Here is a 24709-nt window from a genome sequence, read left to right as displayed (position 1 = left end):
CCTTCTTATAGAATGAAAAAACCAATCCAACCCAATAACCATCCCAACAAGGCACCGACCACAACATCTTTGATCCAATGGACACCAATACATACCCGACAAATCATCAATACAAGGGTAAATAAGATAAACAATACACCAAGCCAAAGATTCACATAGGCCATGGCCATACTGATGATCGCAACACTGAAACAATGACGACTCGGAAAGCTTTTTCCTTTGGTGGCTTTGGGCTTTAAAGCAGGAAAATCCAACACTTCATAGGGACGGGGCTGATTGAGTGTGGCACGAATCCATGTTTCTAAGCCAAATCCAATGGCAGGTACCCATATGCATTTCCATCGTTGATGGATACAGGCATAAATCACTAAAAGACCATAACTGACATACACCAAACGAGTCAACCAAGTCGATACGAATAGGATACAGTTGGAAAGAGTTTGGTGTTTTCTTAAATAGTTATATTTTTTTTCATACCAAGACATACGTAAAGTGTATTATAAGTTAGCAGAATTGAGAAGGGCTTTTGCGGTTTCTTGGGTGGTAATCAAACAATTGATGTAACGTCCCTGCAAAGCACCACGAATGGCATCAACTTTCTCTAAGGATTCGGCAATCCCGATGCGATAGGGAATACGAGCCAAGTCCGTCTTATTAATACTGATCAAGTGCGTGTCCAAGGTATCGGATAAATAGGTACCATGGATATCAAAATAATGTCCAGCAATATCACCCGCTACCTTACCTTGTTCGACTTCTTTAAAGAAATCATTGCCATAGAAATAGCGCCATTTATTCATGGTGACATTGGGAGATCCAACCCCTAAAAATGCGATATCTACTTTATGCCAATATTCAGTAATGGATTTCATAAAATCACTCGTCATAAAACTGTCTTTTAAAGAGGCGGATTCGACATAGGCAGGAGCATCCACCAAAATGGCACCACAATCGAGATTGCGGCTAGCTTCATACGTTACGGCATTGACATGATAATCACTGCGAATACGTCCGGAAGAACCACCCATTAAGGGTACACACATCAAAGGGGTATGTTGGGCCAGATTGGTCAAATGATTGGCAACTTGACGAAGGGTCGCACCCCAGGAAAAACCTAAGACCATATGATCTTCTAATATCGTTTGAAAATAGGCATTGGTCTTATTGGCGAGAATGATCGATCTTTGATCACGAGTCAATCCTTCTGTGCATGTAACGACCCCTACATATTTGAGATGGTATCGTTCTTTTAAACGATTTTCTAAAGGGAAATTTTGATCATGTAGACCATGAATCGTAATTTCTACGATGCCTTCTTGACGAGATAATTTGAGTAAACGAGATATCGTGCTTCGATGAATATGGAGTTCTTTCGCGATTTCGGATTGCGTTTTGTTTTCCATATAGTACATTTGCGCGATCTGTATCAATTGTTGTTCTTCTTCTGGTTTCATATATTAATAAAATAACATAAAATGGGCAGATAAAAAACGCTTTCAATGATACAATAGGCTTGAAAGAAGCAGTACCTATGGTTTTAGAATTAGGATATTGGCATCCAACGGATAGCCATATCATCACCAACATATTGAATCATGTCGATCACAGCTATATGGGAGAGACCATTCCCTATCCGTACCCGGAGATTATTGCGCATTGGTGGTTGCAGTCGGTACAGAAACAAGAAGGAGAAAAAGGGATTTATCGGATCGTGATCGTGGATGGTCAACAAGTGGGACATATTTGTGTCACCAAAAAGGAAGATGATCCCACAATTGGTGAAATTCAATATTGTCTGATTGAAGATTTCCAAAATCAAGGTATCATGACCAAAGCTTGTGAACAAATCTGTGAAATGGCTTTTGATCATCTGGATATCAAAGCCATTATCGGTCGTGTCTTTCGAGCGAATGTCGCGAGTTGTAGGGTACTTGAAAAAAATCATTTTCAATGTATCCAAGAAGGTTCGATTCGTATGTATATCAAACACAAAGATGGGTAGTAGTACATCCATCTTTTTTTAGGGAAGAAGGAATCAGTATGAAAAATCAAATGGAGATGACCACTGGAAGCATTGCACCTAAATTATTGTTGTTTGCGGTCCCATTGGCTTGTACAGGCATTCTTCAACAATTGTTCAATGCAGCCGATGTCATGGTTGTTGGTCGCTTTGTAGGGAGTGAAGCGATGGCTGCGGTTGGCAGCAACGGTGCTTTTATCGGCTTGTTGGTGAATTTATTTATTGGCGTTTCCTTAGGGGCAAATGTGGTGATTGCACGGGCAACCGGAAGAAAAGATGAAGAAACCATCAAAGCGGGTGTACACAATGCGATATTGATTGCCATCATTGGTGGTTTTCTTTTATTAGCTATCGGTGAATTACTTGCTCGCCCATTATTAGGTATATTAGGCGTACCATCCAATATCTTTCCACTGGCTCTTTTATATTTACGTATTTACTTTATTGGGATGCCAGTGATTCTATTGTATAACTTTGAATCGGCGATATTTCGCAGTCAAGGCAATACGAAAACCCCATTGATCGTCTTGATTCTATCAGGTTGTACCAATGTGGTCTTAAATCTAGTATTTGTGGTTGGGTTTGGTCGTAGTGTGGATGGCGTAGCCATTGCGACGGTTACATCCAATGTGATGAGTTCAACCATTTTGTTTTGGATATTAAAGAAAACGGAAGGACCGACCCAAATAGATTGGCAAGCCTTCCACTTTGATGAGCCCATCTTAAAAGAGATATTTCGAATTGGTTTACCTGCCGGTCTGCAGAGCTGTGTTTTTTCCATCTCGAATTTGATCATACAATCCGCTATCAATTCTTTAGGTGCAACGGTCATGGCGGCAAGTTCTGCTGCGTTCAATCTTGAAATCATCGCTTACTATGTGATCAATGCCTTTGGCCAAGGATGTACGACCTTTACTTCCCAAAACTATGGGGCTCGTCAACCGGAACGATGTGTGAAAGTGGCTCGTTGGTCGATGATCCTTGCCTGGATCGCAGCCGGTCTTTGTACTTTGGTTTTATGTGGATTATCCAGCTTATTGCTTTCCTTATTTACGACCGATCCACAAGTCATTCATTATGGTGTCATTCGTCTATGGTACATTGCTGGATTTGAATGCATCAATGCGATCCTAGAAGTGATTTCCGGTTGTATGCGTGGCTATGGTTATTCGTTTGTGCCTGCCATCATTACGTTGGTCAGTATTTGTGGCGTTCGTGTTACTTGGACCTATACAATCTTTCAAATTCATCATTCCTTTGCGATATTGATGTTGTCATATCCGGTTAGCTGGGGCGTTACGGCGATTGCTTTGATCCTGGCGTATTTCTATTTTAAGAAACACATCTTACCCAAAGAATGGGCTAGATGATATGACTGGCAATCATATAATTAACAGTATCTAATACCGTCTCTTTGGCTGGACGAGGATTCCATCTCAACAATGTACGTGCTTTGGTGTTATTTTGATGATATTTTAGACCAATTATCGTATTCAGCACTTTCATTGGTGCCTGGAAATGTGCCATGATCCCAATCACGAAATTCGGAATCACCATTGTACGAACTTTATAATTTGGATATTGTTCTTTCAGAAGACGAGCCATTTGTGGCATGGTCATTTCTTCAGATTCGGCAATGAATCGTTGCCCATCGGCCACTTCCTTTTCCATGGCCAAGATGTGTAAATCCGCTAAATCATGAACATCGCCAACGGGATAAATCACATTCGGACTTGGTGTTCCTTTCATCAACATTTCAAAAATCTGATCCGTACTGCTGCGTTTTTTTATTCATATAAGGACCAAGAATAGCGCCTGGTAGGATCGTTGCAAGTTTGGTGTGACTTTGTTTACCAATCATTTCCCAAGCGGTCTTTTCGTCAATGATCTTCGAACGTTGATAATTGGTGATCCATTTGTTGTCCATATCGGTCCAGAATGTTTCATCAATGGATGGATTGGTATCCTTTTTGTCCGGATAGTTGGCTGCTTCATTCGAGGTCATGACAATCTTCTTCACACCGACACGAATGGCAGCTGAAAATACATTTTCAACACCACTTTTTGCGATTGGAATCAATGTGAAATCTTCATGGTTATTTCCGCCCAATGGCGATGCGACATGCAGTACATAATCGATTCCTTTCATGACTTCAGCCCAACCATCGGCTTTGGTCAAATCCGCAACCGCAAAGGATAGGGCCGAAGTATCTACATTTTCATATTGCAGCATATTTACGATCTTTTCACTTTTTTTCATCGATCGTACGGTTGTGCCTACGGAATAGCCTTTTTCTAAAAGTTTACGAATGGTCCAACCAGCTAGAAAACCAGTACCACCAGTCACTAATACGTTTGTTGATTTATTTGTATCTTTCATTTTATTTTCCTCCATGTGCATCTTGTGATATGAACAATATGCAACATCAAAATCAGTTGTGTTGCAGAAAGGAAGACTATGACAAAAAAATTGGATCGAAGAACCGCATATACCAGAATGGTCATCAAAGAATCGTTATATAAATTGTTGGAAAAGAAACATCTATCCGAAATTACCGTGAAAGAATTGTGTGCGCAAGCCGATATCAATCGAACCACTTTTTATCGGAATTATATGGATATCTATGATTTGTATGAACAATTGGAAGAAGAACTCACTGAACAGGCCTTTGCGGATGGGGATATTCAAAAAGATCGCTATAAGTTATTAGAACTAATCTATGAAAATCAGACATTTTATCGTGAATTCTTTGATTCTCGATTAGAAAGTCGGTAAATCAAAAAGACCATTCAAAAGATGTGCGATGAAATGAAACAACTCTTAATCAATCGTGGCACGTATGATGAACAAAGCTTCCGTATCTTGTATCAATACAATTACTATGGTGCTGTTGGAGCGATTCATGATTGGGTGGATCGTGGTTGTCAAGAAAGTCCAGAAGAATTTGGTAATATCCTCTATGGCATCGTAGAGAAACAGTATCAATAACATGGTCTAGAAAGCCATTTTATATGTGATAGCTCCTAATTAGAAATATTTATTGGATGTTCAAAAACGTTAAGATTCTTTCTGAATGAAAAGATAGAATCAAAGTTGTCATTTATTTGGGAGTTTCAAGATAGCATAAAATATTTTGTGTAAACGTAAGAGTTCCGTTTGCATAGAAAAAGGAAGTCAATCTTTGTAGAATAATTGTGCCTAAACAATTTCGAAAGGAGACTTTGATATGATCCCCTAAGGTAAGGCAGTACATTTTGTGTATTTGTACTGTCTACTTTTAGGGGATCATATCAACAGAAGTTCGTCAAATTATTTCACAAAGTATGAAAATAATTGATCCATCTTTAATGACCTTATCACAACAAATCCAAGACACATTAGCTGCCGTAGATTTTACATCAATATGCAAACCTATATTGGAACAACAAGAACAGATGAAAAAAATATGTGAAGATATGTTTGTGTCAGAGAGTATAGAGCAGATAAAAGTTGTTATGCAACAATCAGAACGTGTAGTAAATATAGCTTCAAAAGTACTAAGTTCCATATCATCTGTCATAAATTTGATAGATGGGGATAATGTTGACAACATAATTTCTTCGCTCGAAATTCTCAAATTCAAAAATGCACTGTATGATTCATTAGAAGAGATTTCACCAGATACAGAGATATCGATTGAATCATTAACAGATTCAATCACTGATTATTATGAAATTGAAACAGAACAGGAAGAGGAGACTTTATCAGGAATACAAAAAGCAAGTCATAAAAAAAGCGGTCTATACAAGAAAAAGAATATATTATTGCATTAATTTCGTTAATTCTTACCTTTTGCCAGACTGTCTCGTCTATCTGCTCGGAATTCAATATCAAACCTACATTTCAAAATAACATCAGTATGGTTCAATATGTGAACAATTATTATATCAGTGATGGTTATACTGCAAGTTCTCTCAACGATATGGGAATTCGGTTAGTAAATAGGCAAACTCTTGCTCGGCAGAAACCGGATTGTTCATCAAAAGTAGAAGGAATGGTGGTTAGGGTAAAAAAATAAATATAAAAAGTGGATTGAAGTTACTTGGATGGATAAAAATGAAAAAGCATGTACAGGATGGATTCAGAATTACAAAACATCCTTATTTAAGAATCGGTAGTTTTTGACGACTACCTCTGAAGAATTTGTGATTAAAATAGTCTATTGAGTATATAATCATCTCTAATTTAAGAAATCGATTACAAGGAAACCAAAGCTGAAATCGTTGATAAACAAATGTAATGGACATTGATGTGAAAGTTTTTGAAAGATATAGATATAATCATTGCTATATTAAGAGAGATAACAGAAAAATAAATAATGATGGAGAACACGTATTATTCTCCATTTTTATATGAGCATAAAAAAAGCCGTATACATTATTATACGACCAATGGTGTCAACCTAAGAATGATTAGGTTGGCATCTTTTTCTGTGACTGACTTAACCACACGATTCTTGCTGATCAGCGAAAAAAAGCGTATATGAAAACTCATACCTGATTGGCATTTTTTCACATATAAGATATCATATTCTTAACGGGGCTTGATCGTCATCAGTCTGCCGTTCCATGATATGGTATTTGGCCATTCTCGTCCATCCAATCGAAAACGCATCGGCTTGCTCTGAGAGATGACCCTGCCCCACCTCTTATAGTGCCTGCCGGGACGGACAGGTACTTTGATCTTATTAATGATCTTACTTATCAGTTCCATGATTTTTTGTATCTTTTTCTGATTCTCATTGCGCATCCATCTCAATATTTTTTCGTCCCGAAGCAAATTATTGAGCTGTTTTCGGTTGATCTTATAACCATATTTGGTTTTTTTGGATGATTTTCATACAATTCTTTATCCATCTCTTTTTGTACGATACCACTTAAATTATGAAACAGTACTGTTGCGTGTCTAAAGCGAATCAATCTTTCAAAATCTTGTAACTATTCTCAATATCCCAACGCCTGTTGTAAAGATAAACGATGTCACTTGAAGAAAACTCGTCTTTACTTAGGTTGGTAAAATACATTAGATCGACAGTGGTCGTCTGATTGTTTTTGTTCACGATATAGTGATACCTCACCACGCGAATCTTTATATAGGGATCTTTCGAAAACCGTTCTCTTGGCTGCTCATATTTCAATCGTTTCTGCCAGACCTTATCAACCTTTACTTTGATCCATTCATCATTTGATTTCATCTTCTCGATATAATGCTTAAAGAAATTGGATTTGGCCCGTATACAATATTTCAGGCCATGACTTTCTAAAATAGAAAATAATTCGACACTGTCATAATACCGGTCTGCCAGATAAATGCCTGGATATCCATTCATCAGAGATAAATATTTCAATTGTTCGATGGCAATAGGTATCTCCGAATCTTTAAATCTTTTCATCTGGAAATCGACGATCAATCCATTCGTCACATCATAAAGAGCAGCTGAACGGGATGTCGATTTTGCTGCTTGGAATGCATTGCGTGCATTTTGATTCTTGACGAATCCATACCGTTGAAGAGATTCATCCGTTTTATAGAGATTCAACGTTGTCCCATCTTCTGCCAACAGAAGATACCCTTTATAAGTCTTCACCAATTTCGATTGATAAAAACGTTCCGCCAATTTATGGATCAGAAGTTTAAAGACAGATGGATCTACTTTACGAATAGCTTTGAAAGCAGCTTGACGGCTGATTCGGCGAGCCGGCAACCCGATACAGGAATAATAATGACTTAATTCTGAACCAATACAATCCCGGTTACGAAAGATGAGGAAGAGAAGAACGTCATACCACGGAAACTTGTATCTGCGAATAAAATCATGGGGAGATTTACGAGCTGCCTCACGTACTTGTTCGGATTTGATAAAACGACCAAACCAGGAGAACAAAGAAGCAATAGATTCTTNAAGAATCAATAGATTCTTTATTGTTTTGTGTATTTCACCTTCTCTTTTAAAAAAGTTGCTTCAGGGTCCTTGGCAAAAGCCGCACGAAGATAAGGAAGATGTTTTGCATCAAATTGACCGAGCTTAACTACAACACGATGTTTAGAGACACCATTTTCATCACGGAAAGATTCGACAAGGTCACAGAAATAGGTCATTTTCTTACCCTTATTGTTTGGAATAACCCGTACAAACATAGAAAGCCCTCCTTTATACTTAACTATATTATAAATTATAAAGGCTTATATATAAATATTTATAGTCTATATACTTAACTACAAATATATATTTTAGACATTTCTTTTAATTGTTTAAAAACTAGAAGGAAATAAAAAATGGTGTCAAACTAATCATTCTTAGGTTGACACCATTGGCCGTATACATTATTATACGACTTTTCGAGCACATCCAATACCTAGACAACCAGGTCCTGTATGACAAGAAATACTTAATGATAAAGGATCCTGAGTTACGTTGAAATCCGAAAATTCCGTTTTGACTTCTTCAAACCACTGTTTGACTTGTTCTGGTTGACCATGGGTATAAGAAATGTAAACTTCCATTTCCTTTTTATCTACGAAAGGTTTAAACCGACCATCGAGATCTTTATGCAACGCATCAAACATGATCTTCTTTGCTGCTTTTAAGCTCCGGGCTTTCGCAAACGCATCCAACTTTTCTCCTTGAATTTGTAGGATAGGACGAATACGAAGCAAACCACCCAATAAAGCAGCTGCCGGTGTGACACGACCACCACGCTTTAAATAATCCAAACTACCCACCATGATATAGATGCTGGAATTGAATTTTTCGGCTTCCAAGATGTCTTTGATTTCTTTGGCCGATTTTCCTTGATCACGAAGTGTCATCGCATCATAAACGGATTGTCGCTGCGTCAAAGAAATTCGTTGATTATTCACTACCTGTACTTTGCCATCAAATTGTTGCGCTAATAAAGTAGCTGTTTCACAAGAACTCGATAGACCACTCGACATGGGAATATATACTACTTCATCATGGGTTTTTAAAGCTTCCTTCCACATGGATAACACTTCACCAGCGGGCGGCATGGAAGTGGAAAATTCCATATCGGGATTGTGTTCCATACGATCAAAGAATTCTTGTGCCGTAATGGTTTCATTTTCATAATATTGTTTGCCATCAAGGAAAAAAGGCATACGCAAAATATATACACCCAACTTCTTTCCTTCCTCAGGAAAAATGCCGGATTGATTATCTGTCATAATTGCTACTGTCATATTTTCTATCCTTCTTCTCTTTTAGTATTCACATATTCTAACACGAGTGATGCGAAAATAAAACCAAGCATTACTTAACATCCAACGTAAACAACAATTGACCCGCTTTGACCGTATCTCCTTCTTTGACCAAGATCTCTTTAATGGTTCCGTGCATACGTGCGACGACAGCGGTTTCCATCTTCATGGCTTCAATGATACCTAACGTATCGTTTTCTTTTACTTCGTCGCCAACCTTCACATTGATTTTCGTGACAAGACCTGGAATGGAAGCACCCGCTTGGGATTTATCTTGTGGGTCGACCATGACTGTTTCTTTACCTTCAACATGGACATGTGGATCAGGTACCGCAATGACACGTCTCTGTCCATTCAATTCAAAAATGACATCACGCGTTCCATCTTCTTCATTGATATCACCCAATTCGATGAAACGAATGACTAATGTCTTACCTTGATCAATGGTGATCAAGTTTCGTTCGCCTTTGGCCAAACCATTAAAGAAGACATGTGATCCCATACGCATCAAATAACCATATTCCACTTCATGTTGCCAATATTCTTTGACTACTTTTGGATACATGACATAGGAAATGACCTGACGCATATTGAATGGATGCGGACATAACTCCGCCACTTCTTTTTTCGCTTTTTCAAAATCGGCCGGTGGCAATAATTTTCCTGGACGACAAGTGATTGGCTCTTCTCCTTTTAATACCACTCTTTGTAGATTTTTTGGGAAACCATGTGGCGGTTGTCCCATCATACCTTTGAAGTAATCAATGACGGAATCCGGGAAGTTTAAGTTTTTGCCTTTTTCCAATATATTTTCTGGGGTCAAATCGTTTTGAACCATGAAAATAGCCATATCACCAACCATCTTGCTGGAAGGTGTAACCTTGGTGATACCACCTAACATCGTATCGACCACTTTATACATTTTCTTGATATCTTCAAAACGATCGCCTAAACCAACCGAATTGACTTGTGGACGCAAGTTCGTATATTGACCACCCGGAATTTCATATTTATAGATATCTGTATCCGTTGTCTTTAGACCCTGATCAAATTTTTCATAACGCAAACGCACATCGGCATAGTAATTCGATAATTCTTCCACACGATCCAAATCAAATCCAGTATCGCGCTCTTGTCCATGTAACGCAGCTACGATCGCATTCATCGAAGGTTGGGAAGTCATACCAGCCATGGAAGCTACTGCTGTATCGACAATATCGACACCGGCTTCGGCTGCCATTAAATACGTTGCGACCTGGTTACCTGAAGTGTCATGAGTATGTAGATGGATTGGCAATGACACTTCATTACGCAAGGCATGTATCAATTCTTTGGCTGCATATGGCTTTAATAAACCAGCCATATCCTTGATACCAATCGAATGCACACCAAGTTTTTCTAATTCTTTCGCTAATTTAATATAGTAATCCAATGTGAACGTATCATTGCTTGGATCTAAGATATCCCCCGTATAACAAATCGTACCTTCACAGAATTTACCTTGGTTCAATACTTCATCAATGGCCACTTCCATACCTGGAAGATAATTCAAGGAATCAAAGATACGGAATACATCGATTCCATTGGTTGCACTTTGATGAATAAATTCACGCACGACATTATCTGGATAATTGGCATAACCCACACAGGAGCTACCACGCAACAACATCTGGAACGGAATATTCGGAATCAAAGATCGCAATAAAGTCAATCGTTCCCATGGATTTTCATGCAAGAAACGGAAAGCTACATCAAAAGTAGCACCACCCCACATCTCTAATGAGAAACAATCTTTCAATATTTCAGCAGTACCTGGTGCACCCAAGACCATATCTCTGGTACGCATACGCGTGGATAATAAACTTTGATGCGCATCTCGCATCGTGGTATCGGTAATCAATAATTTCTTTTGATCGCGTACCCACTTTGAAAAATCACGAGGACCTAATTGATCCAATTTTTGTTTCAAGCCTGGTTCAGGATTACCAGTATGTTTTGGAAAGCGAGGCTTATCGTATTGTTTCCGCTCGGCATTTGGTGCACTGACTTGAATATTGGCAATGTAACGTAAAATACGTGTGGCTCTATCTTTCGAACCAACCACATCAAACAATTCCGGTGTATCGTCGATAAACTTTGTATAACACTGTCCCGCAATAAAAGTGGGATGGGTCAAAATATTGGTGATGAATGGAATATTGGTTTTCACACCACGTACATGCACTTCACTGATGGCACGCAAAGCTCGGTGGCAAGCGCCTTCAAACGTATTATCAAAGGCCGTGACTTTAACCAATAAAGAATCATAATAAGGGGAAATATCCGTTCCGGTCGTGGCATTACCACCATCCAAACGAACGCCAAAACCACCACCAGTACGATAGGCAATGATCTTACCATGATCAGGCGCAAAATTATTTTGTGGATCTTCCGTTGTAACACGACATTGGATCGCATAATTGCGGGCTTTGACATCCGATTGTTTGGAGATACCAATTTCTGGCACATTCAAAGAATAGCCTTCCGCAATTAAAATCTGGGCACGCACCAAATCAATGCCTGTGACACATTCGGTAACCGTATGTTCGACCTGAATACGTGGATTCATTTCGATAAAGTAGTAATTGCCTTGAGCATCGACCAAGAATTCTTCGGTACCGGCATTCACATAGCCCACGGTTTTCGCAATGCGTACCGCATCCGCACGCAGTTTTTCTAAGACGGATTCATCCACCGACCAAGCCGGTGCATATTCAATGACCTTTTGGTAACGACGCTGTAAGGAACAATCACGCTCTAAGATATGATAGGTATGTCCATTTTGATCGGCTAATATCTGCACCTCAATGTGTTTTGGATTGACCAAGAACTTTTCAATAAAAATATCATCATTTCCAAATGCTTTCTGGGCTTCGGCCTTCACCAATTCAAAGGCTGGTTTGACTTCTTCGGGTGTGTCACAACGACGCATACCACGACCACCACCACCAGCAGCTGCTTTTAAGATGATTGGAAAACCAAACGATTCCGCTAAGGCTAAGGCTTCATCGGCATCTTTTAATGGTTCGGTTGAGCCGGGAATGATAGGTACACCCGCTTTGATGGCGATTTCTTTAGCACTTAATTTATCTCCCATCTTCGCTAAAATATGGCTTGGGGGACCAATAAATACGATACCTGCCTCTTCACAGGCTTTCGCAAATTCCGCATTTTCACTTAAAAAGCCATAACCTGGATGGATCGCATCCACACCACGACGTTTGGCTAAACTAATAATGGCAGGAATATCAAGATAGGCACCAACTGGACTATCATTTTCACCGATGAGATAAGCCTCATCCGCACGAATACGGAATTGGGAGTCGATGTCTTCTTTGGAGTACATGGCTACGGTATGGATTCCTAAATCGTAACAAGCACGAAAGATCCGAATGGCAATTTCACCACGATTGGCAACCAAGACTTTATTAAAATTATGGATACTCATTCTATGTCCTCTTTCTAATGATATAAATATTATAGGACACTTTATTACTAAAGCCAAAATAAAGTGTGCTAAACTAAGAATATGCGATATCAACGAATATTTACGATCGTTTTGGACTCTTTTGGCGTAGGACAAGCACAAGATGCCAATCAATTTGGGGATTTCGGTGCCGATACGTATGGCCATATCCAAGCTCATATGTCCTTACACATTCCCAACTTACGAAAACTCGGATTGGATGCCTTATATACACCCCAAGACCATCAAGGCATTGCCTTGCGTTTAGCCGAGCATGGGGCGAGTAAAGATACCCTTTCTGGACATTGGGAATTGATGGGTGTTGTTGTGGATTCACCCTTTCAAGTTTTTTCTTCTTTTCCGGATGCATTGATTGAAACATTAGAACAAGCAACCAATCATACTTTTATTGGGAATAAAGCCGCTTCCGGAACCCAGATCTTAGCTGAACTGGGTCATGTGGAAACCGAAACCAACGGATCTACATTGATCTTGTATACATCGGCGGATTCGGTTCTCCAAATATGCGGCAATGAAGAAATCATTGGTTTGGAAGAATTGTATCGAGTATGCCAGACAGCTCGAGAGATAACGATGCAGCCGCAATGGAAAGTTGGCCGTGTGATTGCGCGTCCTTATATTATACGTAATGGCCAATATATTCGTACCGATCATCGTAAAGATTATGCCGTAGCACCGATTCAGCCCACTGTATTGGATTATTTACCCTATACGATTGGGATTGGGAAGATATCCGATATCTTTTCCGGACAAGGTATTTCCGAAAGCTATCATTCGACCAGTTCGGTCCATGGAATGAAACAAACCATCGCCATGCTGGAAAAAGAGTTTCGAGGACTTTGTTTTACCAATTTAGTGGATTTTGATGCGAAATGGGGACATCGTCGTGATGTTGAAGGCTATGGCCATGAATTAGAACAATTTGATGTATTATTGGGAGAATGTCTTAAAAAGATGAAAAAGGATGATCTTTTGATCCTGACGGCCGATCATGGCAATGATCCCACGTGGAAAGGAACGGATCATACCCGTGAGAATGTACCTTGTTTGTGTTATAGTCCACAGCTTTCACGAAGAGAAACCTTGCCGATTGGATCGTTTGGGGATGTCGGATCGACCATTCTTTATAACTTTGGGATAGTACAACCCACTTATATGATAGGAGAACCAATATGGGACATTTTCAAGCTGTGATCTTTGATAAAGATGGCACATTATTAGATACCGAAAAATATTACCAAGAAGGATGGGAAGTAGCTGCCAAACATTTGGGCGTACCATTGACCGAAACAATGAAAAGAGCTATCTATGGTCGTTCGGGCCATGATCAAGTCGAAAGTCTACATAAAGTTTGTCCACAAATTGATGCGCAGTTATTTGTGGATATCTTTATGAATTATGCAGAGAAACAAATGGAAAGCACGATTGATCTTAAACCCGGTGTTCATTCTTTATTGGAAAAGCTACATGCTCAAGGCATTCCTTGTGCCTGTGCGAGTGGCGGACCATTGGCCTTGATCAAAAAGAATTTGAAAGAAGTCGGTCTATATCCGTATTTTTCGGTTTTTGTATCCGGTATGGAAGTACCTAGAAGTAAGCCATATCCCGATGTTTTTGAAGAAGCTGCTCGTCAATTGAATGTAGCTCCTGACCATTGTATTGTCGTGGAAGATAGTCCCAATGGCGTCTTTGCAGCCAAAGCGGCTGGTTGTTTTACGATCATGGTCCCCGAAATGACCTTTAGTAAAGAGATGGCCAAGGAAAAATATGATGTATGTTTAAGAAACATGTATGCCGTGCAAAAATATATCCAGGAGGTATGGAAATGAAAACAATCTATACAACGCATGTACTCCAAGTAGGAGCTCAAGTATCTTCGTTTCAAAATGGGGATTTTATCATTTTGTTTGGGATGGATGTGCCCGATGAATTAAAAGCGTATAGTTATATTATTGATATCGAAAAAGCAAATCCGATCCAACCTGGACAAATTCTAATGATCGATGGCATTTCCTATCGAATTACAGCCATTGGCTCGGAAGTTATGGATACCCTGCAAACCATGGGACATTGTACGATTCGATTCAATGGGGCCACAAAAGCCCAAATGCCTGGAACCATCTATGTAGAAAAGAAAGATGTTCCTTCGTTACAAGTGGGATCATCCATTGAAATTGAGGAGGTAGATGCATGATTGATGCTTTAAAACAACTCATTGCGATTCCGAGTGTTTCGCAAACCGAATATACAAAAGATGCTTTGCGCTATGTGTTGACATTATGTAAAGGTTTTGGCTTTCGCGTATTTGATGGTGGATCGTATGGCTATGCCGAAATCGGCGAAGGTGAAGAAATGATGGGGATCATTGGTCATTTGGATGTGGTACCTGCTGGTCTTGGATGGGATACCGATCCGTTTACGGCTACCATCAAAGATGGACAAATCATTGGACGAGGTGTCATGGATGATAAAGGACCGATGATGGCCGCTATCTATGCGATGAAAGATGTCAAAGAAGGCGACAAGCACTTGAATAAGCGTGTACGCATTATTTTTGGTACGTGTGAAGAAGTGGGTGAATGGGAAGATATCGAAGCCTACAAAGAAAAGGAAGAATTACCAACCTTTGGGTTTACACCGGATGCGGATTTTCCTGCCATCTATGGCGAAAAAGGCTTGTTGCAGACCGAATGGCACACACCTTTGAAAAAATCGGGTTTTCAATCCGTTTCAGGTGGTGAAGCACCAAATATGGTACCGGCCTGGGCAAAGGCGCAATTGGATGATGGTACTGTGATCGAAGCCAAAGGCAAGAGTGCGCATGGATCGACACCCGAAGATGGAGTCAATGCGATCACCAAATTGATGGAACAAGCTACAGGTCCATTGGCCGATTTCTATCGAGAAAAGATCGACATGCATGGAAACAAGCTGCATCTAGATCTTTGGGATGAACAAAGTGGGGCTTTGACCTTGAATGTGGGCAAGGTAGAAGTGAAAGGAAAAGATGTCGTCTTATCGGTCGATATTCGTTATCCGGTTACGTACAAAGAGGCCGATGTCATGAAAATCTTGAAACAAGAAGTGGAACCAGGGATGCATATTGTTCGCATCGGTGGCAGAGGACCTATATATATGGATAAGAATGGTCCCATCATCACAAAGATGTTAGAAGCGTATCGTGAAATTACCCATGATAATGCGGAGCCTTTGGTCATTGGTGGTGGTACGTATGCACGTGCGATGGATCATATTGTGGCGTTTGGACCGGTCTTCCCAGGCGTCGAATTGACGGAACACCAAGCGAATGAACGAATCAATATCGCTGATTTAGAAAAAGCGCGCAAGATTTATCGCTTGACGATTGAAAAACTAGCGACGGATTAGGCATCCGTCTTTTTGTATGGGTTGAAAAAGCGAATAAAATATCGTACAACGATACTATAGAGTAAAGGGGTTAATATGAGTCAAACTATTTATGTGACAGGTCATAAACATCCGGATACGGATTCGGTTGCTTCGGCAATTGCATATGCGTATTTAAAAAATCAACAGGGTGTGGATTGTGTGGCTTGTCGTTTGGGCGAATTAAACGATGAAACCAAATATTTATTGGATCGATTTGGCTTTGTGGCGCCATATTATTTAAAAGATGCACGCGTTTCGCTTTCGGATATTGCGTTGGATGATCCACTTTGTGTACATCCCGATACCACGATTTATGAAACGTTACAATTGATGGAAAACGAAAATAAGCCATCCATTGCCGTTACCGATGATACAGGCAAAGTATTAGGTATCATTGCCAATCAAGATATTTCCAAGATTGGAATGGGTGATACCTCTTTGGGCATTGATTTATTGAAAGTGACCAGTGTAGAAAACATTGCCAAAACTTTGGATGGAACGATTGTCTACAACGATGAACAATTTCATTTGAATGGAAAGGTCAGTATCATCGCTCTAGCGAAACAAGGATTGACCAACTATGATGTGCAATCTCGCATCGTTATGTTGGGAGATGATAAGGATGCGCAGATTCAAGCGATTCAAAAAGGTGCTGGTATCTTGATCGTGGTTTGGGCCAAGAGTGTGGATCCAGACGTGATCGAACAGGCCAAGCAGTATCATTGTCCCATCATTATTTCCGGACATGGAGCGATGAATACATCGCGTTATCTTTATTTTGCACCGGTCACTTCGTTATTGATGCATCCCAATCCGGTGAGTTTCCATTATTGGGAATTGGCCGAAGATGCTTCTAAGAAAATGGCGAAGAGTCGGTTCCGTTCGTATCCAGTCTTGGATGAAAACGATGCATTAGTGGGTTATGTATCGCGGTATCATATCTTGAATTCGAAGAATAAATCCATCGTCATGGTGGATCATAATGAATTTTCACAGTCCGTGCGAGCCATTGAAAAAGCAGAATTGATCGAGGTCATCGATCATCATCGCATCAGTGATTTTTCCACGCGGATGCCTGTGGCTTTCCGTAATGAGATTGTGGGATCAACAGCAACCATTTTGACGGGTATTTTCCAGGAGCGACAAGTAGCCATTCCGAAAAACTTAGCGGGTTTATTATTGGGAGCCATCTTAAGTGATACGTTAAAGTTCCGTTCGCCAACGACCACGCAAAAAGATATCTTTATGGCCAATGTGTTAGCACAGATTGCGCAGGTGAATATTGATGATTTTGCGAAAGATATGTTTAGTGTTTCGACCAATATTGCGGATAAATCCATGATCGATATCATGCATATCGATTTGAAGACATTCGATTTGGAGGAACAGAAAGTTGCAATCAGTCAGGTAATTATCTATAATTTTGAAGATATAAAAGGTCGTGAAAAGGAAATCAAGGAGGCTTTGGATGAATTGTTGCTGCATCTAGAAGCTAAGACATTCTGTGTGGCTTTTACCAGTATTACGGATGGTGGATCCATCATCTATGCACAAGGAGAATGTAAAGACTGGATCGAAGAAGCTTTCCCAAATGAGGGAACGATCCAAGCAGGCATCCTATCAAGAAAAAATCAGATCGTACCGATGTTGATGGATGTCTTTAGTCATCATTAGATTCGAGGGATTTTATGAGCTTTAAAAAACGATTCACATCGGCTCGCATCATCATCCTTGGCTTTGCGGGTGTGATCTTATTGGGAGCCTTGTTGTTGATGTTGCCGATTTCTTCACAAAAACATGTTGTTACGCCATTTTTGGATTGTTTATTCACATCGACTTCGGCTGTTTGTGTAACCGGATTGATCGTTCATGATACAGCGACCTATTGGACTAGCTTTGGTCAATTCATTATTTTGTTGCTGATCCAAATTGGTGGTATGGGTGTTGTGACCATTGCGTGTGCCTTGGCCATTCTTTCGGGACGAAAGATTGGCATTCTCCAACGAGCAACGATGCAAGATTCCATTGGTGCTTTTCAAATGGGTGGAATCATGCGCATGGTCAAATTTATCATCAAGGGTGTGGTCTTATTAGAAGGATTAGGCGCGGTATCGCTGTCTTTTGTGTTTGTGCCCAAGTTTGGTTGGGGCCAAGGGATTTGGTATGCCATTTTTCATTCGATCTCGGCCTTCTGTAATGCAGGATTTGATTTGATGGGCGTAATCAAGCCGTATTCTTCCATCATGACGATGCGATCAAATCCCATTATCAATTGGACCATCATGTTGTTGATCATTATTGGTGGTCTAGGTTTCTTTGTATGGAATAATATCTTAGTGCACAAGTGGCATTTTCGAAAATATAGTTTACATGCCAAAGTGGTCCTATTGACAACGTTTCTTTTGTTGGTGTTGCCAACGGTTTATTTTTTCTTTGGTGAATTTCAAAATGTCCATGATCTGTCAACGCGTTTCTTCTTGTCGGCTTTTCAATCGGTCACCGCGCGAACGGCCGGTTTTAACTCGGTGGACTTTAATACCATGACCCAGACCGGAGCCATGGTCATGACACTTTTGATGTTGATTGGTGGTTCACCTGGATCCACGGCTGGTGGTATGAAAACCACGACGTTTGCGGTGATGTTAGCCAATGTAACAGCAATCTTTCATCGGGATAATGTCCATATGTTCCATCGACGTATTGATAACGATACGGTGCGTAGTGCGGCTACCATCTTTACGATGTATATTACGTTATGCGTTGGTGTGGCCATGATCATTTCCCGGATCGAAGGTATTCCGATGATGGCTTGTTTGTTTGAAGCCGCTTCAGCCATTGGTACAGTGGGTTGTACGATGGGTATCACACCGCATTTATGTGCTGTCAGTCATATCTTGTTGATTTTATTGATGTATTTTGGTCGTGTAGGCGGTTTGACTTTGGCCTATGCGGTAGCGTCCAAGAGTCGTTTTGTGAAGAGTATGCCAGAAGAAAGGATTTCGGTAGGATAATATGAAAAGTGTGTTATTGATTGGTTTGGGTCGGTTTGGCATGAATCTGGTTCATAAATTGAATGAATTGGGTCATGAAGTGATGGCCATCGATATCAATGAAGAGCGTGTCAATGATGCGTTGCCATTTGTGACCAATGCACAAATTGGCGATACGACCGATCGTGAATTTTTAGAATCGTTGGGGGTTCGTAACTTTGATATTGTGATCGTTGCGATTGCGCATGATTTTGAAAGTGCGATGATCACCACGAATACGGTCAAAGAAATGGGTGCGCCGAAAGTCATTTCGCGTGCTTGCAGCGATATCCAAGAGAAACTATTGAAAAAGATTGGGGCAGATATCATAGTGTATCCGGAAAAACAAGTGGCCCATTGGACCGCACTTCGTTATACCTTGGATACTGTCTTTGATTATTTTGAATTGAGTGATGGCTTTGCGATTTATGAAGTGTCCGTACCAGATAATTGGCAAAATAAAACGATTGTTGATCTCAATATTCGTAAAAAATATCATTTAAATATTTTAGCCATCAAAGAAGCTGATGGTCGATTGAATGTGATGGTGGCTTCGGAAACAAAATTTGCGAAAGGACAACGCTTGTTGGTATTAGGAAAAACGGAAGATATTCGCAAGTGTTTTAAGATGTAGTATGATTCAAGATATTCAACCAAGTACATTTGATTTAAGTTATTTGCATTTGGATCCCGAAGATGAAGATCCCGTCTTGGTCTTTGATGGCAAAAAGATTGCCTTAAAAGGCATGGATCCATTACTGCTTCCTACGTATCGAGAGATTCATGGTCCAGTACAGTATTTATTCGCCATTGATGAAACGCATTATTTCTTGGCTTTAGAAAAACAAGATCATCTATCGTATCAGGATATTCATGCGTTGCGTCATCAAAAACCAAAGAAAACGCAGTTTGCGGCGGTTACCGCGTATCATTTATATGTATGGTATTCGAAGAATCGGTATTGTGGCATATGTGGCCAACCGATGATTCCTGCCCATAGTGAACGGGCGATGCGTTGTCCTTCTTGTCATAATCGGGTGTATCCAAATATCATGCCGGCCGTGATTGTTGGTGTGTTATATAAGAATTCGATCTTAGTGACACGATATGCGCATCGAACGTATAAGGGTCATGCTTTGATTGCGGGTTTTTGTGAAATTGGAGAAACCCCAGAAGATACCGTACGTCGTGAGGTCATGGAAGAAGTGGGCTTACATGTGAAAAATATTCAGTATTATAAATCGCAGCCTTGGGGATTTGATTTGAATTTATTGTTGGGGTTCTTTTGTGAATTGGATGGCGATCCAAACATCACTTTGGAACAAGAAGAATTGGCCAAAGCTCGTTTTATTGCTCAGGATGAATTGAATGATGAACCAGATGATTTATCCTTAACGAACGATATGATGATGTTCTTTAAAGAACATGGTGCCCATGTTTTGGATTGTCTAGATTCGAAGTAATACGGAACAAATGTATAAGTATAGAAATATTGTTTATTTCATTTAAAAATGATGTATAATTTGAATTGGCAAACGTACGAAATTTAAGGAAAAGGAGACGCATATGCAAGTAGAAGAATTAAAGAAACATGCAAACAATGTTCGCAAGAATATCTTGACTGCTGTCTATTCAGGTCAATCTGGCCATCCAGGTGGATCCTTATCAGCAGCGGATGTCTTGACGTATCTGTATTTTGAAGTGATGGACATCAACAAAGACAATGTCAAAGGAATCGATCGTGATCGTTTCGTATTGAGCAAGGGACATGTTACACCTGCTTTATACAGTGTTTTGGCAGAAAAAGGCTTTTTGACAGAGGATGATATCAAGACGTTCCGTAAATTTGGTTCCAAATTGCAGGGACATCCAAATATGAACTATATCGATGCCGTCGATATGTCAACGGGATCATTGGGTCAAGGTGTATCCACGGCTGTTGGAATGGCTATCGCCAATAAGTTAGACAACAATAAACATCATATCTTCACTTTATTAGGTGATGGTGAATGCCAGGAAGGTGAAGTATGGGAAGCTGCTATGGCAGCGAGCCATTATGGCCTGGACAATATCACATTCATGGTTGACTGCAACCACTTGCAGATCGATGGAAAAGTGGAAGATGTCATGAATGTCTATCCATTGGACAAGAAATTTGAAGCGTTTGGTTTTGAAGTTGTGAAAGCTTATGGTCATGATTTTGAAGATATCAAGGCAGCATTTGATTATGCCTTGAGCGTAAAGCGCAAACCAGCATGTATTTTGTGGAACACGACCAAAGGAAAAGGTGTCAGCTTCATGGAAGACCAGGCCGGATGGCATGGTAAGGCACCAAACAAAGAACAATATGAACAAGCAATGGCAGAATTGGAGGGCAATGAATAATGGCAAAACAGGCAACCCGTGCAGCCTATGGAGAGGCAATTGCAGAATTAGTGCAAGAAAATAAAAATGTTGTCGTATTGGATGCAGACTTAGCAGGCAGTACGAAATCAGGCGAAGCCAAGAAAGTATGTCCCGAACGTCATTTTGATATGGGAATTGCCGAAGGCAATATGATGGCAGTAGCAGCTGGACTGGCAGCCAGCGGCAAGATCGCGTATGCATCGACCTTTGCGGTATTCGCAACTGGACGTGCCTATGACCAGGTGCGCAACAGTATCTGCTATCCAAACTTGAATGTAAAGATTTGTGCAACGCATGCAGGTATCACCGTTGGTGAAGATGGTGCATCGCACCAGGCATTGGAAGATATTGCTTTGATGCGTGCCATCCCAAATATGCATGTCTTCCAACCATGTGATGGACCAGAAGCTAAAGCTATCGTTAAGGCCGTAGCCAATATTGATGGACCATGTTATGTCCGTCTAGGAAGATTGGCGGTTGAATCGGTCAATGATCCAGAGACCTATACATATGAATATGGTAAAGGTATCGTCATGCAAAAAGGTGAAAAAGTCGCTATTGTCGCAACTGGTATGATGGTACAGGAAGCTTTGGAAGCTGCAAAAGAATTGGATTTTGATCCAACGGTAGTCAATATCAATACGATCAAACCAATCGATGCGGATTTGATCAAAGAATTGGCCAAGACCCATGATGCGATCGTAACGGTTGAAGAACACAATGTGATCGGCGGCTTAGGCGGAGCGGTAGCGGAAGTATTGGCTTCAGAAACCANAAAGAATTGGCCAAGACCCATGATGCGATCGTAACGGTTGAAGAACACAATGTGATCGGCGGCTTAGGCGGAGCGGTAGCGGAAGTATTGGCTTCAGAAACCAATCGTTGTCCACAATATATGTTGGGTGTACAGGATACATTCGGACAAAGTGGTACACCAGCTGAATTGTTGGATCACTATGGATTAAACGCAAAACATATTGCTGAATATGTTAAGAATTTATGCAAGTAGATCTGAAAGATGTTCAAGCAGATTTAGAAGGTTTCATAAAAAAAGCACATCAAGAAGAAATTGAAATCACCAAAAATGGAAAGGTGATTGGTCGGTTGTGTCCACCCAAGGTTAAATCAAGTGTAGCATCCATTCTATCGGGTGATGCAGACGGAATGGATTGGCTGGCATTGGCTGACCAAAATTTGGATGATTTCTTATAAGAAGCATGGTCAAACATGCTTCTTTTTTTATGTATGCAGGATATACATATTAAATATCTTCAATGGACTTGTGAAAGAGAAGTATATGGATTATACTAAAGAAAAGTAAATTGTTTAAGGAGATTTATTAAATGAGAGAGAAAACGTATCATGCATTATATGCAGCTGCAGCCGCAGCACTTGTATTTGGTTTTACACCAGCTACCAAGGTGTTAGCGGATGAAGCAAGCCCAATCGATGAAACAACAACAGAGCAAACGACACAAGAAACAACAACACAGGAAGCAACACCCGTCGTACAAGAAGATCCAAATGTGAGTGCGACACCGGTACAAGCCCAGGAACAACAAACGTATTCGCTTACGTTAAGTAATAAGATGCCTGGCGTATCCGTACCAGAAATGACCAGTTACACATCTGGTGTGGAAACCCCGCTTCCTGAATTGAAAAAGGATGGGTTAACGTTTGGAGGCTGGATTTGTGTTAATAATAGCAACTTGATGGGGCCTCAACACAGTATTCCCGCCAATATAACCGGAGAGTTAAAATTTTTCACAGTCTGGAATGCAGATTATCGCATCACAAATGGAAAAGATGCAACATGGACCAAAGGTTCACAAACGCCATTGACACTGAAGATCAATAGTTCACTTGGCGATTTTGATAAGATCCTGATGAATGGTAAGCCATTAAATGAAAATGACTATAAAATCACCTATGTGGATGTCGGTGAACAATATTTATCTTCTTATTATAATAATGGAACGATCATTCAAGTCATGCCATCGTATTTGGAAAGTCTGCCAGTTGGACAAGCATTAAAAGTACATATTGTTTATGGACCTGATGATGAAGTCATGAGTATCGGATTCCATACGCATTGTGAAATGGATGGTACTTTAACGATTGTTGCTGCCCAGAGCGTGAATGGAACGAATACGACCAATGCCAATGGAACAAATACAGTATCTGTGAACACCAACAAGAAGGGAACTTCCACAAATGCAGCTACAGCTACACCAATAAAAGAAGAAAAATCGACAACGACTTCGAGTGTCGATACAGGGGTTTCGAGTCATAGTGGTACATGGTTTGTTGCAGCTTTGGCTTCGGCAATGGGAGCGCTTGGTCTGCCAATCTTGAAGAAACGAAATCAATAATCAGTATGAGGTTGTCTTTCAATGAAAGACAATTTTTTTACTTGTTTTGCCATACTAAAAAGTTAAATCTATATGAAGCATATGTCTATGATATTCTATACGTAGAAAGAGCGTCGATCCTAGAAACGGAGAAACACATGCAAAAAGAATATCGAAGTGTTGTCTTTGATTCAGAGAATAAAAAGTATGAGATCAAAGATGGGACAATTGGAATCTATCCATTTGGTGATGTGAAGAAATGTTCGATATTGAATGAAGAGGCAAAATATAGAGGGAAAACGGAACCTTTTTTTCATCAGGTTTTAGGTGGAACTGCCTTCTTTACGATAATGGGTGAACCAAGTTTTTATGTAGGTTTACGCATCATCACAAAATCAAATGAAACTTTAGCGATTTATGTATCCACAAAATCCGTTTATTTCAATACCGATGCCTATTTTGCGGATCGTACCGAAGCGGAAAAGATCAAAAAAGTCTTTCAAGCTATCATCAAAAAACAGAATGAATGATCGATGCCTATCTATATAATGGCTTGTTTCCTTGTGAAACAGGCTTTTCTTTTTTTGCCTTACAAAGCGGATAGAATCAACTTTGTAAAGATACGAAAAAATAACCAAAGTGGCATTCAATGATATACATGTTATAATAAATATATGATGAATGTCATGATCAATTCTTTTTTTCTTTCAT

At 40.0% G+C, this 24709-nt stretch carries 27 protein-coding genes and 1 pseudogene; 19 read left to right on the top strand and 9 right to left on the bottom strand.

Annotated features, from left to right (window positions below; all coding sequences use genetic code 11):
* Positions 1–5: 5 nt before the first annotated feature.
* Together EDX97_RS10925 and EDX97_RS10920 are read right to left on the bottom strand one after the other, a co-directional pair.
* Positions 6–485 (bottom strand): phosphatase PAP2 family protein, encoded by a 480-nt coding sequence (locus EDX97_RS10925; RefSeq protein WP_128521195.1) that lies wholly within the window; start codon positions 483–485, stop codon positions 6–8.
* Between the two features lie 12 nt (positions 486–497).
* The gene (locus tag EDX97_RS10920; protein ID WP_128521194.1) at positions 498–1454 is read right to left on the bottom strand and encodes a sugar-binding transcriptional regulator; all 957 of its coding nucleotides are present in this window, start codon (positions 1452–1454) and stop codon (positions 498–500) included.
* Between the two features lie 77 nt (positions 1455–1531).
* On the opposite strand from EDX97_RS10920, the gene EDX97_RS10915 reads away from it, so the two are divergent.
* Both EDX97_RS10915 and EDX97_RS10910 read left to right on the top strand, forming a co-directional pair.
* Entirely contained in the window at positions 1532–2002 is a 471-nt protein-coding gene (locus tag EDX97_RS10915) for a GNAT family N-acetyltransferase (protein WP_148039812.1), read from the top strand.
* Positions 2003–2040: 38 nt separating this feature from the next.
* The gene (locus EDX97_RS10910; RefSeq protein ID WP_128521192.1) at positions 2041–3390 is read left to right on the top strand and encodes an MATE family efflux transporter; all 1350 of its coding nucleotides are present in this window, start codon (positions 2041–2043) and stop codon (positions 3388–3390) included.
* Here the strand turns inward: EDX97_RS10910 and EDX97_RS10905 are convergent.
* The gene (locus tag EDX97_RS10905) at positions 3383–3775 is read right to left on the bottom strand and encodes a Rossmann-fold NAD(P)-binding domain-containing protein (protein ID WP_148039811.1); all 393 of its coding nucleotides are present in this window, start codon (positions 3773–3775) and stop codon (positions 3383–3385) included. The two genes, EDX97_RS10910 and EDX97_RS10905, sit on opposite strands and share 8 nt — an antisense overlap.
* 1 nt (position 3776) lies before the next feature.
* Complete coding sequence (locus EDX97_RS10900; RefSeq protein ID WP_183164350.1) at positions 3777–4400, bottom strand: NAD-dependent epimerase/dehydratase family protein; 624 nt, start codon at positions 4398–4400, stop codon at positions 3777–3779.
* Between the two features lie 78 nt (positions 4401–4478).
* Between EDX97_RS10900 and EDX97_RS10895 the strand changes: the two genes are divergently transcribed.
* The 3 genes from EDX97_RS10895 to EDX97_RS10885 all read left to right on the top strand — a co-directional run bounded on the left by EDX97_RS10895 (position 4479) and on the right by EDX97_RS10885 (position 5833).
* Positions 4479–4796 carry a hypothetical protein gene (locus EDX97_RS10895; protein WP_128521189.1) on the top strand — a complete coding sequence of 106 codons (318 nt, stop codon included), beginning with the start codon at positions 4479–4481 and terminating at the stop codon, positions 4794–4796.
* On the top strand, positions 4797–5009 hold the full coding sequence (locus EDX97_RS10890) for a TetR/AcrR family transcriptional regulator C-terminal domain-containing protein (RefSeq protein WP_338076169.1): 213 nt from the start codon (positions 4797–4799) through the stop codon (positions 5007–5009). It begins immediately after the preceding gene.
* Positions 5010–5344: 335 nt separating this feature from the next.
* Entirely contained in the window at positions 5345–5833 is a 489-nt protein-coding gene (locus EDX97_RS10885) for a hypothetical protein (protein ID WP_128521187.1), read from the top strand.
* Positions 5834–6593: 760 nt separating this feature from the next.
* On the opposite strand, the gene EDX97_RS10880 is transcribed toward EDX97_RS10885, so the two are convergent.
* The 5 genes from EDX97_RS10880 to EDX97_RS10860 form a co-directional block, all read right to left on the bottom strand.
* On the bottom strand, positions 6594–6773 hold the full coding sequence (locus EDX97_RS10880) for a hypothetical protein (RefSeq protein WP_128521186.1): 180 nt from the start codon (positions 6771–6773) through the stop codon (positions 6594–6596).
* A gap of 202 nt (positions 6774–6975) precedes the next feature.
* Entirely contained in the window at positions 6976–7944 is a 969-nt protein-coding gene (locus EDX97_RS10875; protein WP_183164349.1) for an IS4 family transposase, read from the bottom strand.
* Positions 7945–7979: 35 nt separating this feature from the next.
* Positions 7980–8198 carry a hypothetical protein gene (locus EDX97_RS10870; protein ID WP_128519420.1) on the bottom strand — a complete coding sequence of 73 codons (219 nt, stop codon included), beginning with the start codon at positions 8196–8198 and terminating at the stop codon, positions 7980–7982.
* Positions 8199–8387: 189 nt separating this feature from the next.
* Positions 8388–9260, bottom strand: a complete 873-nt coding sequence (locus tag EDX97_RS10865; RefSeq protein ID WP_128521184.1) for a DegV family protein — start codon at positions 9258–9260, stop codon at positions 8388–8390.
* 70 nt (positions 9261–9330) lie between these two features.
* Positions 9331–12765 (bottom strand): pyruvate carboxylase, encoded by a 3435-nt coding sequence (locus tag EDX97_RS10860; RefSeq protein ID WP_128521183.1) that lies wholly within the window; start codon positions 12763–12765, stop codon positions 9331–9333.
* A gap of 81 nt (positions 12766–12846) precedes the next feature.
* On the opposite strand from EDX97_RS10860, the gene EDX97_RS10855 reads away from it, so the two are divergent.
* The 14 genes and pseudogenes from EDX97_RS10855 to EDX97_RS10790 all read left to right on the top strand — a co-directional run bounded on the left by EDX97_RS10855 (position 12847) and on the right by EDX97_RS10790 (position 24528).
* Positions 12847–13998, top strand: coding sequence for a phosphopentomutase (locus EDX97_RS10855; protein WP_128521182.1), 1152 nt, complete (start codon positions 12847–12849; stop codon positions 13996–13998).
* Positions 13977–14633: an HAD family hydrolase gene (locus tag EDX97_RS10850; protein WP_128521181.1), complete on the top strand. Its 657-nt coding sequence runs from the start codon at positions 13977–13979 to the stop codon at positions 14631–14633. The genes EDX97_RS10855 and EDX97_RS10850 overlap by 22 nt, the downstream gene beginning before the upstream one ends.
* Entirely contained in the window at positions 14630–14998 is a 369-nt protein-coding gene (locus EDX97_RS10845; RefSeq protein ID WP_173446994.1) for a PTS glucitol/sorbitol transporter subunit IIA, read from the top strand. Before EDX97_RS10850 ends, EDX97_RS10845 begins: the two co-directional genes overlap by 4 nt.
* Positions 14995–16191, top strand: coding sequence for a Sapep family Mn(2+)-dependent dipeptidase (locus EDX97_RS10840; RefSeq protein WP_128521179.1), 1197 nt, complete (start codon positions 14995–14997; stop codon positions 16189–16191). Before EDX97_RS10845 ends, EDX97_RS10840 begins: the two co-directional genes overlap by 4 nt.
* 75 nt (positions 16192–16266) lie before the next feature.
* Positions 16267–17886, top strand: coding sequence for a putative manganese-dependent inorganic diphosphatase (locus tag EDX97_RS10835; RefSeq protein WP_128521178.1), 1620 nt, complete (start codon positions 16267–16269; stop codon positions 17884–17886).
* Positions 17887–17900: 14 nt separating this feature from the next.
* Entirely contained in the window at positions 17901–19223 is a 1323-nt protein-coding gene (locus tag EDX97_RS10830) for a TrkH family potassium uptake protein (RefSeq protein ID WP_128521177.1), read from the top strand.
* A 1-nt stretch (position 19224) separates the two neighbouring features.
* Positions 19225–19875, top strand: coding sequence for a potassium channel family protein (locus EDX97_RS10825; RefSeq protein WP_128521176.1), 651 nt, complete (start codon positions 19225–19227; stop codon positions 19873–19875).
* Between the two features lies 1 nt (position 19876).
* On the top strand, positions 19877–20704 hold the full coding sequence (gene nudC, locus EDX97_RS10820; protein ID WP_128521175.1) for an NAD(+) diphosphatase: 828 nt from the start codon (positions 19877–19879) through the stop codon (positions 20702–20704).
* A 103-nt stretch (positions 20705–20807) separates the two neighbouring features.
* The gene (locus tag EDX97_RS10815; protein WP_128521174.1) at positions 20808–21626 is read left to right on the top strand and encodes a transketolase; all 819 of its coding nucleotides are present in this window, start codon (positions 20808–20810) and stop codon (positions 21624–21626) included.
* Positions 21626–22421, top strand: a pseudogene (locus EDX97_RS10810) (transketolase family protein); the annotation flags it as partial. The gene EDX97_RS10815 and the pseudogene EDX97_RS10810, both read left to right, overlap by 1 nt.
* A gap of 1 nt (position 22422) precedes the next feature.
* Positions 22423–22656, top strand: a 234-nt coding sequence (locus EDX97_RS10805; RefSeq protein ID WP_276330017.1) for a transketolase C-terminal domain-containing protein, incomplete at its 5' end; no start/stop codon positions are given.
* Positions 22647–22859 (top strand): hypothetical protein, encoded by a 213-nt coding sequence (locus EDX97_RS10800; protein ID WP_128521173.1) that lies wholly within the window; start codon positions 22647–22649, stop codon positions 22857–22859. The genes EDX97_RS10805 and EDX97_RS10800, both read left to right, overlap by 10 nt.
* Positions 22860–22990: 131 nt before the next feature.
* A complete protein-coding gene (locus EDX97_RS10795) occupies positions 22991–24019 on the top strand; it encodes a hypothetical protein (protein WP_128521172.1) in 1029 nt (342 codons plus the stop codon).
* Positions 24020–24156: 137 nt separating this feature from the next.
* A complete protein-coding gene (locus EDX97_RS10790; protein ID WP_128521171.1) occupies positions 24157–24528 on the top strand; it encodes a hypothetical protein in 372 nt (123 codons plus the stop codon).
* Positions 24529–24709: the final 181 nt, after the last annotated feature.

Source organism: Absicoccus porci, assembly GCF_003725415.1.
Lineage (GTDB): Bacteria > Bacillota_I > Bacilli_A > Erysipelotrichales > Erysipelotrichaceae > Absicoccus > Absicoccus porci.
This window is presented reverse-complemented; position numbering and strand designations above follow the sequence as displayed.